This is a genomic window from Holdemanella sp. DFI.5.55 (assembly GCF_020593575.1).
GTDB lineage: Bacteria > Bacillota_I > Bacilli_A > Erysipelotrichales > Erysipelotrichaceae > Holdemanella > Holdemanella hominis.
In genome coordinates this window covers 1-15,258 of the sequence record NZ_JAJDMK010000058.1, presented here as the reverse complement: position 1 = coordinate 15,258, position 15,258 = coordinate 1, and the positions used below count along the sequence as shown (strand labels likewise).

The 15,258-nt window shown below is 33.5% G+C and carries 16 protein-coding genes; 2 read left to right on the top strand and 14 right to left on the bottom strand.

The window, feature by feature from the left end:
• The 8 genes from LJE08_RS10335 to LJE08_RS10300 form a co-directional block, all read right to left on the bottom strand.
• Positions 1–184: NAD-dependent epimerase/dehydratase family protein (locus tag LJE08_RS10335; RefSeq protein WP_227403141.1), on the bottom strand; the 184-nt coding region annotated here is incomplete at its 3' end.
• A complete protein-coding gene (locus LJE08_RS10330; RefSeq protein WP_186999447.1) occupies positions 184–1,464 on the bottom strand; it encodes a galactokinase family protein in 1,281 nt (426 codons plus the stop codon). The genes LJE08_RS10330 and LJE08_RS10335, both read right to left, overlap by 1 nt.
• Positions 1,461–2,474, bottom strand: coding sequence for an aldose epimerase family protein (locus tag LJE08_RS10325; RefSeq protein WP_227403140.1), 1,014 nt, complete (start codon positions 2,472–2,474; stop codon positions 1,461–1,463). The genes LJE08_RS10330 and LJE08_RS10325 overlap by 4 nt, the downstream gene beginning before the upstream one ends.
• Complete coding sequence (locus LJE08_RS10320; protein ID WP_227403139.1) at positions 2,468–3,931, bottom strand: UDP-glucose--hexose-1-phosphate uridylyltransferase; 1,464 nt, start codon at positions 3,929–3,931, stop codon at positions 2,468–2,470. Before LJE08_RS10320 ends, LJE08_RS10325 begins: the two co-directional genes overlap by 7 nt.
• Positions 3,932–4,251: 320 nt before the next feature.
• Positions 4,252–4,908, bottom strand: a complete 657-nt coding sequence (locus LJE08_RS10315; protein ID WP_117925793.1) for an HAD family phosphatase — start codon at positions 4,906–4,908, stop codon at positions 4,252–4,254.
• Between the two features lies 1 nt (position 4,909).
• Complete coding sequence (gene lacG, locus LJE08_RS10310) at positions 4,910–6,310, bottom strand: 6-phospho-beta-galactosidase (protein ID WP_227403138.1); 1,401 nt, start codon at positions 6,308–6,310, stop codon at positions 4,910–4,912.
• A gap of 4 nt (positions 6,311–6,314) precedes the next feature.
• On the bottom strand, positions 6,315–7,973 hold the full coding sequence (locus LJE08_RS10305; protein ID WP_227403137.1) for a PTS transporter subunit EIIC: 1,659 nt from the start codon (positions 7,971–7,973) through the stop codon (positions 6,315–6,317).
• Entirely contained in the window at positions 7,973–8,293 is a 321-nt protein-coding gene (locus LJE08_RS10300) for a PTS lactose/cellobiose transporter subunit IIA (RefSeq protein ID WP_117925787.1), read from the bottom strand. The genes LJE08_RS10305 and LJE08_RS10300 overlap by 1 nt, the downstream gene beginning before the upstream one ends.
• A gap of 227 nt (positions 8,294–8,520) precedes the next feature.
• Between LJE08_RS10300 and LJE08_RS10295 the strand changes: the two genes are divergently transcribed.
• Positions 8,521–9,276 (top strand): DeoR/GlpR family DNA-binding transcription regulator, encoded by a 756-nt coding sequence (locus tag LJE08_RS10295; protein ID WP_186999441.1) that lies wholly within the window; start codon positions 8,521–8,523, stop codon positions 9,274–9,276.
• 24 nt (positions 9,277–9,300) lie between these two features.
• Here LJE08_RS10295 and LJE08_RS10290 read toward each other — a convergent pair whose 3' ends face one another.
• From LJE08_RS10290 to LJE08_RS10265, 6 genes are read right to left on the bottom strand one after another with little or no spacing between them, the layout of a single operon-like run.
• Positions 9,301–10,584 carry a DUF2812 domain-containing protein gene (locus tag LJE08_RS10290; RefSeq protein WP_227403136.1) on the bottom strand — a complete coding sequence of 428 codons (1,284 nt, stop codon included), beginning with the start codon at positions 10,582–10,584 and terminating at the stop codon, positions 9,301–9,303.
• A gap of 27 nt (positions 10,585–10,611) precedes the next feature.
• Positions 10,612–11,841, bottom strand: a complete 1,230-nt coding sequence (locus tag LJE08_RS10285; RefSeq protein WP_227403135.1) for an aminopeptidase — start codon at positions 11,839–11,841, stop codon at positions 10,612–10,614.
• A gap of 59 nt (positions 11,842–11,900) precedes the next feature.
• Positions 11,901–12,095 carry a FeoB-associated Cys-rich membrane protein gene (locus tag LJE08_RS10280; RefSeq protein WP_117925779.1) on the bottom strand — a complete coding sequence of 65 codons (195 nt, stop codon included), beginning with the start codon at positions 12,093–12,095 and terminating at the stop codon, positions 11,901–11,903.
• A gap of 18 nt (positions 12,096–12,113) precedes the next feature.
• Complete coding sequence (gene feoB / locus LJE08_RS10275) at positions 12,114–14,240, bottom strand: ferrous iron transport protein B (RefSeq protein WP_227403134.1); 2,127 nt, start codon at positions 14,238–14,240, stop codon at positions 12,114–12,116.
• A gap of 21 nt (positions 14,241–14,261) precedes the next feature.
• Positions 14,262–14,480, bottom strand: a complete 219-nt coding sequence (locus LJE08_RS10270; protein ID WP_117925775.1) for a ferrous iron transport protein A — start codon at positions 14,478–14,480, stop codon at positions 14,262–14,264.
• 12 nt (positions 14,481–14,492) lie between these two features.
• The gene (locus tag LJE08_RS10265; protein WP_117926819.1) at positions 14,493–14,702 is read right to left on the bottom strand and encodes a FeoA family protein; all 210 of its coding nucleotides are present in this window, start codon (positions 14,700–14,702) and stop codon (positions 14,493–14,495) included.
• Between the two features lie 141 nt (positions 14,703–14,843).
• On the opposite strand from LJE08_RS10265, the gene LJE08_RS10260 reads away from it, so the two are divergent.
• Positions 14,844–15,203 carry a heavy-metal-associated domain-containing protein gene (locus LJE08_RS10260; RefSeq protein WP_227403133.1) on the top strand — a complete coding sequence of 120 codons (360 nt, stop codon included), beginning with the start codon at positions 14,844–14,846 and terminating at the stop codon, positions 15,201–15,203.
• Positions 15,204–15,258 lie beyond the last annotated feature (55 nt).

Genomic DNA, 15,258 nt, shown 5'->3' with positions numbered 1-15,258 from the left:
CATCTAACACATTAAATTCATAAAACTTAACATGCTTTCCTGTAATTTTATAAATTGAATCCAATACATCTGGTTTTGAATTCGAGAAATCATCAATTACTACAACATCATAACCACTCTCTAATAATTCAACACAAATATGACTACCAATATATCCGGTTCCACCTGTTACTAAGATATTCATTAGTCAATAACCTTGCAGCCACCTAGTTTTCTTACTTTTAAGATGTGGCAGCTTCCCTTTCCAAATACTTTTTCAATTTCTTCTTTATATGTTTCTACATAGCCATTTTCAACAAAGGCTTGAATCGTTCCGGCAAAACCTCCACCATGAACACGACACACGCCATGATCTTTTAAAATCATTTCAGACATAGCTAAACCTAAAGATACAGCCTGGTTCTTATAGTCAAAGTCTGCATATACGTTTTGTAGGAATTTGTAGCTTGAATTTCCTGATTCTTGAATTAATGCCTTGAAACCTTCAAAATCATCGTTGTTCAATTTTTCTACACATGTATTTACACGATTATTTTCATTGAAGAAATGAATAGCTCTTAAGATTGCACGATCATTATTTAAAGTCGTTCTTAAGTTTGCGATATTTGCATAGAACTCATCTTCATCCACTTCACGAAGAACTTCCTTACCAAAATAGTGAGCAACTTCTTTCATTTCTTGTGGTACAGCACCATAGGCATCTGTTAAATCGGCATGACTTCCCTTTGTATCTACAATACATAAACTGTGATCATATTTTGAGAAATCAACATTCACACTATTTACAATTGGGTTTGAAGTATCTTTAAAATCAATTGAAATAAGTCCACCAACAGCACATGCACATTGATCCATCAATCCACATGGTTTTCCAAAATATACATTTTCTGCATATTGACCCACTTTAGCGATCGTTACCATATCGATCTTCATATCATTGTATAATCCATCAATAATTGTACCGATAATAGATTCAAATGCTGCAGAACTTGATAGTCCAGCCCCCATTAATACATCACTCGTAATGAAAGCTTTAAATCCACCTACGTTATAGCCTAATTCTTTTAATTTAGAAACTACGCCACGAATCAAGGCTTCACTTGTTCCTAGTTCATCTTCTTTTTTGTCTAAATCATTCAAATCAATTGGTTTGATGTCAAAGTCATCAGAAATCACTTTAATTACATGATCTTGTTTAGATACAATTCCAATCGCATCTAAATTGATAGATCCTGCAAGTACACAACCGTGTTGGTGGTCTGTATGATTTCCTGAAATCTCACTTCTTCCAGCAGCACTATAAATACTCACTTCATCATCTCCAAATAATGTTTGGTATTTATCTAATGCAGCAGCATAACGTTGTTTTTGATAGTCTAATAAACTTGGATCTGCATATAGATCTTCAATCAATGCATCATATTTACCGGATACTACTTGTTCTTTAATTTCTGTTGTTTTCATTTTCTTACCTCGAATGTATATGTTGTTTCTTCTTCAAATACTTGTCCTGCTTTTAATAAAACTTTTGGATTCTCTTCTTTATGAATCGAATCGGCGATATAGCTTGTTTCAATACACAATCCATCTTGTGAATGCATAATCTTACCATATTTATCTGTCTGTCCATCTAAGTAGTTCGCACTATAGATTTGTGCCGTTGGATATGTTGTGGATACTTTTAGTTCAATACCGCTTAGTGAACTGTATAAACACACTTGATTTTCTTTAGTATCAAATACATATGGATGATCATAACCTCTTGCGATGATTAATTGTTCATCCTCTGAATGAATAAAATCTCCAATTCTTTTTTCTGTATTAAAATCAAATGCAGTCTCTTTAACATCTCTTAATTCACCTGTATATAATCCATCTAGATCTACACAACCAAATTTAGATGCTGAAATTCGTAACGTATGATCATCAATATTCGATGCATATCCATTTAAATTGAAATAGCCATGGTTTGTGATATTGATCAACGTATCTTTGTCGCTAACACCACTATATTGAATGTGTAAACTCGATTCATCTAGCCAATAGATCGCATAGAAATCTAATGTTCCAGGATAGCCTTCTTCTCCATCTTTTGATACATAGTGGAATTTAACGCCATCTTCAATTAAAGAATAATCAAATACTTTATAAGAGAATCCCTCAATACCTCCATGTAGTGAATTTGGTCCATTATTAATAGGCACATGATATTCTGTCCCATTCATTGTGAATGTACCTTTTTCAATACGATTGCATACTCGTCCAACTAAGGCATTTAAATAGGTTCCATCTCGTTTTTGATAATCTTCAACATGTTCAAATCCTAAAATACAATCACAGTCTTGATCATTCTTATCTTTCGTTACAATCTTTAAAAGAGTACAACCAAAGTTTGTAACTTCTACAGTTAAATGTGAATTTGAAATCGATAATACATCAATTCCATTCTCTAATCTTTCTTTTACCTCTACCATAATGTCTTTACAAAACGGCTAAAGCCGTCCATCCCTTCATCATCCATTTTATATACGCCGGCATTCTCTAATACAGACACGAATTTCTTTGTGACTTCCATTTCCATGAATGCATCCACATTTGTATAAGAACATGTCTTCAAGTGTTCATACCAGTCTTTGTGTTTTTCAAGTTCTGGATAAGAATCAAAATCTGCTTTTCCAGATAAACATAATTTAATTTGTTCTAACTCTGTTTTTAATCGTGCTGGCAAAATAGCCAATCCCATCACTTCAATCAAACCAATATTTTCTTTTTTAATATGGTGATGTTCTGAGTGAGGATGGAAAATACCTAATGGATATTCTTCTGTAGTACGATTATTTCGTAAAACTACATCCATTTGATATTTGCCATCTTTCTTTCTTACAATTGGCGTTACTGTATTATGACGAACGCCAGATTCATTGGCAATAATATCTAAACTTTCATCACTGTATGTACACCATGTTTCAAAAATTTTAGTAGCTAGATCCAATACGTTTTCTTTCGATTTTGATGTTAATCGAAGTGTTGATAATGGCCAGTAAAGTATATCCACTTGTACATCCTTATATGTATAGCTCTTAACAACTTTTGCGTCTTCCATTGGAAAATGGTGTCTTCCACCTTGATAGTGATCATGACTTAAAATCGATCCACCAACGATAGGAAGATCTGCATTGCTTCCAATCATATAGTGTGGGAATTTATCAATAAATGCGAATAAATGTTCAAATGTAGAACGATCCATCTTCATTGGCGTATGTTCACTATTAAATACAATACAGTGCTCATTATAGTACACATATGGTGAATATTGTAAATTGTATGTATGTCCATTTAAATCTAGTGGAATAATCCGATGTGTTTGTCTAGCTGGATGATTTAAGTTTCCGGCAAAACCGACATTTTCCTTACATAATAAACATGCAGGATACGAAGTGCTTACGGCATTTTTTGCCTTTGCGATTTCCTTTGGATCCTTCTCTGGTTTTGACAAGTTGATCGTAATTTGAATATCTCCATACTTACAGAAATGTGCAAAACTGATATTCTTATCAATTCTTGATTTACGGATATAGTTTGAATCGATACTCAACTTATAGAAGTAATCTGTTGCATCTTTAGGATTCATAGAATATAGACTCTTAAAAGTATGCACAACTTCACTAGGTCTAGGCATTACACAATTCATAATGCGAGTATCTAATAAATCTTTTTCAGTTACAGTATCCTGAATCATACCTTTTTCAACCGCATAATCTAACATGAAATCTAAAATCTCATAGACAGAACAGTCTTCTACTTCTTCTCTTTTAAATTCCTGGATGCCAAATAGATCAATCAATAAATTTGCAGAATAATCATAATCGTATTTCTCAATCATTCCATTCTTTAAAGCATACTCTAATAACTGGTTAATTTTTGTGTTCATTTGTTCTCCTTCCATATAAACAAAATCAATCATTTTTATTACAGCCAAATCCCTTTTCCTGCTACACTATCCACAAAAATAATGATCAATTATTCATTTATTTATATACGGCTCATTATCAATATTATGCAGATATGGTTATAAATTTAAGATTTGCTCATTTGATTTTAGTGTAAGCGTTTTCTTCATCCATGTCAACATATTCAAACAACAATTTAAACATAGATGTTGAATTTAGGTTTCAAATAATGATTATTTGTTTGTTTTTGTTTATTTGATGTTTTATTTATACAAAAAAGCCATTCTGGTATGAATGGCTCTCATTTAAAATTATCAAAAGAATCAATCACTTGTACAACTCCAGGAAGCTTTTCGTATTCTTCTTTTTTATTGGCAGAATCCACAACGACTATATTGTGACATCCTGCTTTATAAGCATTTGTAATCCCACTAACACTGTCTTCGATAATCAAACAATCTTGAATCTTAACTCCAATATTATGAGCTGCCTTTTTAAACATTGCGATCTTGTTTTCATACATTCCATCATCATAGACAATTCTAGATGGCTCAATCCATTTATCTAGATGAAACGATTCTACAAAGAAATCAATATTTGGCTTAATAGATGCGGATGCGATTGTAAATGGAATATTTGATTCTTTTAAATAATCAAAATATTCTTCAGCTCCCTTTACTAAATGAAATGTTGCCTGATCTTCTTTACAAAATTGGCGATAATATTCTTCTTTTAACTGCGAATATTTTTCCATTTCGGATGGATCACACTTCCCACCAAACATATATTCAACAACCTTATTATTAGGCACTCCATTAATATGTTCATGAAGTTCTTCTTCATCAATTCCATGATGACGAATATCTTGCGATATTTTTGACCATGCCAAAATATGTTTTGGATTGTCAAAAAACAATGTTCCATTAAAATCAAATATTACGCCTTTATACTTATTCATACTAAACCTCTTTTGTTTCAGAAACACGTTTGTACCAATATGCACTTGCCTTTGGATATCTCTTCTGTGTTTCGTAATCTACATAGAACAAGCCATAACGCTTATTATAGCCATTTGTCCATGAGAACATGTCCATTAGTGACCAGACAAAATATCCTTTTACATTAACTCCAGCTTCAATTGCCTTTAATGTGAATTCTAAGTGTCTTCTAATAAAGTCAATACGTGGTTCATCATCAATGATTCCATCTTCAAAATCATCTTTATATCCCATACCATTTTCTGTGATATAGATTGCTTTATAGTTTGGATATTGTTGGCGAATACGTACTAGCATATCAAACATACTTTCTGGATGAATCAACCAATCCCAGTCCGTACGTGGAATGCCTTCCTTTTCCATTCTTCGTCCTACATTTTTTAAACAGAATCTAGAAGTTCCCTTCTCTCCTGTTCCATTATGATGAATATCATTTTCTCCTTCGTAATGTTGAATAAAACGAGATTGATAATAATTCATACCCATGTAATCATTTAGTAGTGCAGCTTGTTTCAATACATCAAAATCTTCATCTAACAATTCCAGCGTACCATTATTGATGCTGACTAAACGATTCACAATTTCCATTGTTTCTGTTGAATAATATCCTTTAAATGTTGCATCCAACAAGAATTGATTTTGAAGCACATCTTCATTTTTAGCAGCCTGGATATCATCCAAATTGTTTTCATCAAATGGATATTTATATTCCAAAGACTGTACAACACCAATCTTTCCATTATATCCTGCCTTTTTGTATTCCAACACAGCCAAGGCATGTGCCACCATCATATTATGCATGATCTGGAATGCTTTCGTCATATTGTATTTTTCGCCATTTGGGAAAGTTCCCTCAATATATGTGTTAGTGGCCACAGCCCAGATTTCATTGAATGTAAACCAATATGTTACTTCGTTTTTGTATTCTTCAAAACAATATTTTGAAAATTCTACGAAAGCATCGATTGTATCTCGATTTAAAAAATCGCCTTTTTGGTAAAGTGTGTCTGGAGTATCAAAATGATGCAATGTCACAAATGGCTCTACATGATTTTTATGACATTCTTGAAATACTCTATGATAGAAATCAACTCCTTCCTGGTTGATTCTTTCAGTTCCTTCCGGAAAGATTCTAGCCCAAGATATAGAGATACGAATTCCATTAATACCAAACATATTACATAGTTTTAAATCTTGTCCATATTGATGATAGAAATCACTGGCTGGATCCGCTTTAAAACGTCCTTGTTTGGCAAGAAAATCATCCCAAGATACTTTTCCTTTACCGTATTCTAGAGTGCTACCTTCGCATTGATAAGCGGCAGTAGCACCTCCGAAAATAAAATCATCCGAAAATTTCATACATTTATCCTTCCTTTACTTGTTCACAAATAAATTCAACGGCACCCTTTGGATCACGCGTTAATTTAATATATTGTGCACCTTTTGTTGCGACAACTTTAGTACCGTATTTAGAAGCATCTTGTCGTACTTCTTCTAAATGCGATTGTACTTGTGGTGATAATACAACAATGTCATAATCTTTCAAAATATCATAATGCGAACCATATGCACTTGCGGTTGCATCAATTGGTAAGTTTTCAATTTCTGCTCCTTCTTTAACGGCATTTGCAAACATTGCTGATGTTCCAGCACCTACACATAATACTAATACATTAATATTTTTATTTAAACTTAAAGGTTGAACTTCTTTAGCTTCTTCTTTTTCAACTTGTTCTTCTAAAGCATCTAATGCTTCTTTTTCTTCTTCTAATAAAGTTGCATCATACGCCTTAATAAATGGCAAGTAAACAATTCCATCTACAACAATTAATACAACAGCTAATACAACAGCTAATAAACTAATTCCTGTACCTAAGATCAATCCAATTGGAGCTGGTGTTGCCCATGGTAATACGTAGATGAATGAATTCATTTTTAATACGTCCACAAAGAATTTGAACAATGATACGTTGATCATTGGAGTAATCAAGAATGGAATGAAGAAATATGGATTCAATACAATTGGTGTAGCGAATAACAATGGTTCATTTACCGCAAAACATACTGGAACAAATGTTGTCTTACCAACAGCTTTTAATTGTTTTGATTTTGCGAACAACATGAATAAGAATGGTACTACAAGGGTAGCTCCAGTTCCTCCCATTGTTCCTACGAAGTTTCCAAGTCCTACAGTTAATACGTTAGAGGCTTGTTCACCAGCTTTGAATAACGCTAAATTTGCATCTACGTTAGCATAAATAATAGCTGCAATAGCTGGTTCTACAATACTTGGTCCGTGTACACCTACAAACCAGAACAATGCCATAGCACCCCAAATAATACAGATTCCTAAATATCCATCGGCAGCAGTAAATAATGGTTGAAGCAATGTGATAATAGCTTCGGCAAAAGTATAATTAAATGCAGTTCTACATGCCACATCAATCAATACACATACTAAAACTGAGAATGAGAATGGGAATACATCTCTAAACATTTGAGAAATAGTACCCGGCACTTCTTTTGGCATGTGAATTGTAACATCTTTAATAACACAGAATTTATACATATTTACTGTAATGAATGCAGAAACAAATGATGCTAGCAAACCTTTTGTTCCTAAATATGTAGTTGAGATACCACCATCTACATTTGAAACAGCTAACAACATAAATCCAACAATACTTGCCAACATAACACTTGTTGTATTAATGACTTTGTTTTTAGGCATTCTACGGTTCATACTTTCAGCTAAACAACGAGCTGTAGTAGCCGCAACCAACAAACCAACAACACCCATTGAATAGTTATATACTTTCCATAACCAGTCAGATACTGTAGCTGGTAATACAATTCCAAAGATTTCTGGAATCGATGCAGCTAGAATAAATACACTTGAGAATAGAATGGCTGGCATTGCAGTTAAGAAACCATCACGAACAGCCCCTAAATAAATATTTTGTGCAATCTTATCAAAGAAAGGTTTTCCTTTTTCAATTTGCTTAATAACCCCGTTTAACATTATTTATTTCCTCTTTCTTCATATAAATTAATAAAATCATCTACAATATCGCGCAATAAAATCGTTGTCATCAAGTGATCTTGCCCATGAATGAAAATGAATCCCATTTCCATGTCTTCTCCTCTAGCCTCTTGTTGTAAGATCTTTGTTTGAGACTGGTGTGCTAAATTAATATTTTCATCGGCTTCTTTTAATTTCTCCTCAACATGTTCAAAATTACCCGCACGCATTTCTTTCAACAATGATAACAATGTGCTTCTTGCATCTCCTGAATATGCAACTATTTCAAATCCAACCATACTTAACTCATCTTTAGTCATTTTCTTTTCTCCTTTTACGATGTGGCCTTATCGTTTACATCATTAGTGTAAGCGTTTTCTAATCATTTGTCAACATATTCAAACACTTTTTATCACTTATTCAAACATTTTAAAACATTTATGTAGCATTTAAGTAATATTTTAATAAAAAGTGTTTGTTTTTGTTTGTGTTATGTTGACTAAATATATTTGAAATGGTATCGTTTACCATAGAAAAGGATATCGATATGTTAAAAAAAGAACGTTTAGTAAAAATTGCACATAAAGTAAATCAAAATGGAATCATTACCATTCAAGAAATCATGGATGAATTAGGTGTGTCGGATATGACCGCAAGAAGAGATTTGGATGAATTAGAAAAATCCGGAAAATTACTTAGAGTTCATGGTGGAGCACAAAGCCTTTCTTTTTCAATGGACCACGAATTAAGTCACATTGAAAAATCGTCTGTGCAAATTGAAGAAAAAAAGAGAATTGCCCATAAAGCAGCAACTCTTATTTCAGAAGGAGAATCTATTTTTTTAGGTCCTGGTACAACCATTCAATTTTTGGCTGAACAACTAACAGGAAGAAACATTCGCGTTATCACAAATAGCCTTGCCGTATTTAATATATTAGTGAATCACGCTCCTACTGAAGTCATACTAACTGGCGGTGATTACAGAGATAACACAAATACATTTGTGGGTCCTATCACAAATTTAGTATTGGGTAAATTAAAATATAATAAATCCTTTATCAGTTGTAACGGAATCTACAATTCATCTATCACAACCTATTCATTAGAGGAAGGTGAATCGCAACAGATCGCATTAGATAATTCTAAAAATAAATATCTATTGGCCGACAACAAGAAATTCAACCGTGCCGACTTCTATATTTATTATGATCTATTTAACTTTGACACTTTAATTACCGACAACACCATTGATGATGAAGTTTTATCACACTACAAACAATATGTACAAATTATGACAGTTTAAAAGGAGGCAAAATTTGCCTCCTTTTTACTCTTCATCTTCACGATCTACACGTCTGAATAGATGTTTCTTTTCTTTACCCGTATGCTGTTCTAAAGTGTTCCAATCTGTATCTAATTCTTCTTCACTTTCAGAAGTATCATAGAAATCTTTACTTTCTTCGATTGCACGACTTTCACGAATCCTTAATTTAGATTTTAATTCACGAGCCCTCTTCTTAGATTTTCTAAGCATTCTGCCATACATGCAGAATACAATAAATGAAATTAAGAATAGACCTGCGCATAACGCGATTCCTGCTAAATAGCCTTGGAAATACACTTGTAATAGTCCTGTCACAACGCAACATGCCATACAAATAAACACTAAGAACATTGTTGAGCGACATGAACTTGAATATTTCTTAAAGAAACGGAATTTTTCTGAATCATTATCAATTTCTTTACGATATTCTCCATCTTCTTCTTCATTTCTAAAAGTAAACCAACCCGCATCACTTTTCTTTTTACCATCTGATTTAGAAACCAATTTCCATCCATCAGATTCCCACTCGCGCCATTGATCTGCATCTGGCTCATCCACAAAATAGTTCATAGAATAATAATACGTTTTGGGCTGACCTTTTCTAAAGAAATATTTCTTTCCTTCTTGACGCACAAAGTGATAACCTTCACTAGATTTATCTTGAAGATATTGTTCTATTTTTGGATATTCCGCATATAAGAATTTCTTTCTTTCCTCATAAAGATCTTCATCTTCACCTTCATCGTCATCCACATATTCGTCCTCAAAATCTTCTTCATCATCCAATACTTCTTGAACTGGTTGTTCTTCCTCAATTGGTTTCGCATTAAAAGACTTTAATTCGTTTTCAATTGATTCTGTTGTAAAATCATCATCAACATCCAATTTTTCAACAACAATCTTTTCAGGTTCTTCAACCACTTTTGGTTTTTCTTCAATGAATTTTGTTTTTTCTTCAACCAATGGCTTATCATCTACTTTTGGCTCTTCCACAACATGCTTTTCAATAGGTGCCTCTACTTCTTCAATTGAAGTACTAGGTGTGATATCTACTGACTCTGCAACTTCATCGTCAAAAATATTCTCATTGATTTTTACATGTGTTCTTGCGCTTCGTTTTCCAAAGATGGTCTTCTTTTCTGGCTCTTCATCAATATGGAAAATGTTTTCAGCATTAAAATCATGTAATTCTGGTTCATGTATATCTAAAGATTTAATTCGATCCGTTCTTTTTAGACGTCTAAGCTCTTCTAAAGCACTGGGATTCTTTTCATTTTCATTTGCCATAAATATCCCTCCAATTATAATATTGTACTAATTTAATGTATATTCGTCAAATTCACTTGTGTATTTACCATTCTTGAAAATATGGATCTTTTTACCATTTTTTAATGTAGCTTCAATCGATAAATCACTGGTTCCTACCATGAAATCTACATGCGTAAACGATTGATTCATACCATGTTCCAACAATTCTTCTTCACTCATTTCTAAACCTTTTTCAATGCATTCATTATAGCTTGCACCCAAGGCAAAATGACATGAAGCATTTTCATCAATCAGTGTTTCATAAAACAAAGTATCCAATGCACTAATAGGCGATCCATAAGGAACTAAGGCAATTTCGCCAAGATATTTTGACCCTTCATCCGTTTCTAAAATACTAGTCAAAACCTCTTTTCCTTCTTTGGCATCATAATCCACAACTTGCCCATCCTTAAATTCAAACCAGAAATCTTTTACAATTGCACCATTGTAAGCCAAAGGTAAAGCACTATATAATTTACCATTTACACCCGTCTTTTTAGGTGCAGAAAAAATTTCTTCTGTAGGAATATTTGGGAAATAGTAGTTACCATTATCTAAAAAGGATCCTCCACCTGCAAATACATAACCTTCTGGAAGTTCAACTACTAAATCCGTTCCTAAAGAATTTGTATAATGAACACTTTCGATATCTAAATGATTTAAAATATGAACTCGCTTATCAAAAGATGCACGATGCTCGTTCCAGTTTTCATTGGCATCCTTTTCGTCTACACGACTAATTTTTAATACTGCATTCCACAAATCAGATAATGCATCTTCTGATTCTGGATATACCTTTTTAGCCCAAGCCATAGTTGGAACGCTGGCCACACACCATGCTGCATGCATATAATCCAATTTATCACGATATGGCTGTGTCATTTCTCTTAATGCCTTTCTATAATTTGCCATTAATTTTGGCTCTACCCCCTTCATTCCATCAGGATCTTCACCAACTAAGCTCAAATAACAAGCTCCCTTTTCAGCCGTTTCATTATGGAATAAAGCTTCATAATCATAAGGCATACGATTCCCTGAAAGATATCTCATACGATTGATTTCATCATCACTATAGCGAACAATTACATCTTTTGCGCCAACATCAAAACATGATTTCACAATCAAACGAACAAATTCATTCATTTCTACGTTAGCACGAACAACTACTATTTGATCTTTTTGAACATTCAAGCCTGAACGAACAATTAAGTCTGCATATTTTTCTTTTAAATTCATTTTATTTTCCTCGATTCTTTCACCTATTATACCAAAAGAAAGAGCACCTTTCGATGCTCTTATTTACTAAATTGTTCTTTTTTTATCTGATCAAAAAATGCCTTGGGATTTTCACACATCGAATGACTGCCACAATGTGAACAACCTCCACCACAACTTGATTTTCCACTCTTTTTATCTTTATAAATGCTTCGACAAGCAAAGCCTGCACATGCACATACAACCAATAAAACTAGAAATGTTGATAGATTCATGAAACCCCTCCTTTTACATTATTTTACCGCAAATTCAACTTCAGCAGTATCACTTTCTTTTGATGGACGAACCAACAAATAAATTAAACCAATCAATAAGATAAATCCAACAATCGTTCCAAATCCAAAAGATCCACCATTGAATAAACTACCTAATTGATAAACGATCAGTGAACATACATAAGCGAATCCACATTGATATCCAATGGCAATCCAGAACCATTTTGTGTTATTCATTTCACGTTTGATAGCTCCCATTGCTGCAAAACATGGAGCACACAACAAGTTAAATACCATGAATGAATAGGCAGCTAGTGGTGTAAAGCTTGCCGATAATTGTCCCCAGAATTCATTTCCTTCTTCAGCGACTTCAGCAAATCCATATAATTGTCCAAATGTTGCGACAACATTTTCTTTGGCAATTAAACCTGTTACACTAGCAACTGCAGCTTTCCAATCGCCCCAACCAAGTGGTGAGAAGATCCATGCGAATGTTTGTCCAATTGAAGATAGAATTGAATGATCAATATCATCAACCATGCCAAATACACCTTTTTCCCATCCAAATCCTTGTAAGAACCACAATACGATTGTAGATAATAAGATAATTGTTCCAGCCTTTTTAATAAAGCTTGAACCGCGTTCCCACATACTTCTTAATACATTAACTGCACGAGGTGTGTGGTATGCTGGCATTTCCATGACGAATGGAGCAGGATCTCCGGCAAATAATTTTGTCTTCTTTAACATAATACCAGAAATAATAACAGCTGCCATACCTACAAAGTAAGCACTTGGAGCTACCCAGCTAGCACCATGGAAAATAGCACCGGCAATTAAACCGATGATTGGCATTTTTGCACCACATGGAATGAATGTTGTTGTCATGATTGTCATCTTACGATCACGATCACTTTCAATGGTACGACTTGCCATAACAGCAGGCACACCACAACCTGTACCAATCAACATAGGAATAAATGATTTTCCTGATAATCCAAACTTACGGAAAATACGGTCCATGATAAAGGCAACACGTGCCATATATCCACAATCTTCCAAGATAGCTAAGAAGAAGAATAATACTAACATCTGTGGTACAAAGCCAATGACAGCACCTACACCACCAATAATACCATCCACAATCAATCCATGTAACCAATCTGCACATTGAATTGAAGTTAAGAAACTATCCACTGCAGGAGGAATAATTTCACCAAACAAGACATCATTTGTCCAGTCAGTTACAATAGTTCCTACTGTAGTTACTGAAATATAATATACAAACCACATTACAAGGGCAAATATTGGAAGTGCTAAAACTCGGTTAGTGACAATACGGTCGATCTTATCCGAAGTAGTTAATACTTCTTTAGATCCTTTTTTGTAACAATCTTTAATTACACTTGTGATATATGTATAACGAGCATCTGTAATAATTGATTCACTATCATCATCCATTGACTTTTCTACAGTTTCAATCACATCTGCATCTGCCTTTGATTTGATAGCCGCTTCAATCTTATCATCTCTTTCAAACAATTTAACGGCATAGAAGAAACGACGACTTGCTTCAATACTTGAAGGCAAACTTGTTTCAATTGTATTCAATGCATTTAATACTTTACCTGCATAAATATTTTTAGCTTTACATTGCGTATTCGTCACCTTTTTTACCTCAGCCATCAACTCTTTGATTCCTGTGTTTTTCAAAGCTGAAATTGGTAATACAGGACAACCTAATTCTTTTGATAACTTTTTATAGTCAATTGTATCTTTTCTTTTTTCAATGACATCCAACATGTTGATCGCAACAACTGTTGGAATACCCAACTCTAAAATTTGTGTTGTTAAAAATAAGTTTCTTTCTAAGTTAGAACCATCAATGATGTTTAACACAACATCAACATTTCCATTTAATAAAAATTCACGAGATACAACTTCTTCCAAAGTGTATGGTGATAATGAATAAATACCTGGTAAATCCGTGATTTTAATATCTTTATCTTCCTTATACTTTCCTTCTTTTTTCTCAACTGTAACCCCTGGCCAGTTACCTACATATTGTGTAGCACCTGTTAAACCATTAAACAATGTAGTTTTACCACAGTTCGGATTACCTGCTAATGCGACTTGAATTGACATAATTCCCTCCTATTTTTAACTTTACTCTACTTCAATCATTTCTGCGTCGGCTTTACGAAGCGATAATTGATATCCACGAACGGTTAATTCAATAGGATCTCCTAATGGTGCTACCTTTTGAACAGTTACACTTACTCCTTTAGTAATTCCCATATCCATAATTCTTCGTTTTGTTGCTCCTTGACCAGACAATTTTTTTACAGTAACTGTTTGACCAATTGAAACTTCCTTTAAAGTCATAATTACTCCTTTCTACACCATGATCTTTCTTGCGAGTTCTTCACTAATGGCTATTCGAACCTCTTTGACATTCACAATTACATTTCCATTGGTTTTACTCACAATCACAATCACAGTCCCAGGCACAAAACCTAAGTTTTCTAAGTGTCGTTGTTGTTCTTTAGAACCACCAATTTTTTTGATTGTATTGACCGAATTTAAATCTGCAAAAGATAATGGCATATCGAACCCTCCTAGTTAGGCACTTCTAACACAGTTAGTTTACTCTTACAATAAAGCAATGTCAACAAAAAGTTACACATGATTAACTTAGTTTGACTGTTCTAACTATTTGGTGTATTTTTTCATTGGAGAATTAAACATATGAACTTACCAACAATTATTATATGTGTCATTTTAGTAATTATTATCTGTATTGGAATTCGTTCCACGAAAAAAAGAGCCACATCAGGATGTTGTGGTTCTAGTGAAACCATAAAAAAAGTAAGGGTAAAAGATAAAAACAAAGAGCATTACCCTTACAAAGCCGTTTTAAAAGTATATGACATTCATTGTCAAAGTTGTGTTCATACCATTGAAAATGCGTTCAATAGCCAAGAAGGCTTTAATGCCAAAGTAAACACGGAAGATAATACCGTGACTATATTATCTAAACAACAACATCCAATAGATGAATTAATCAATACTTTATCTAACGTTGGATATATTTCAAAGGCTATATAGAAAAGGCTCTGTCACAACAAATGGTTGATTTTTGACGAGAAATAGCGTACAATAA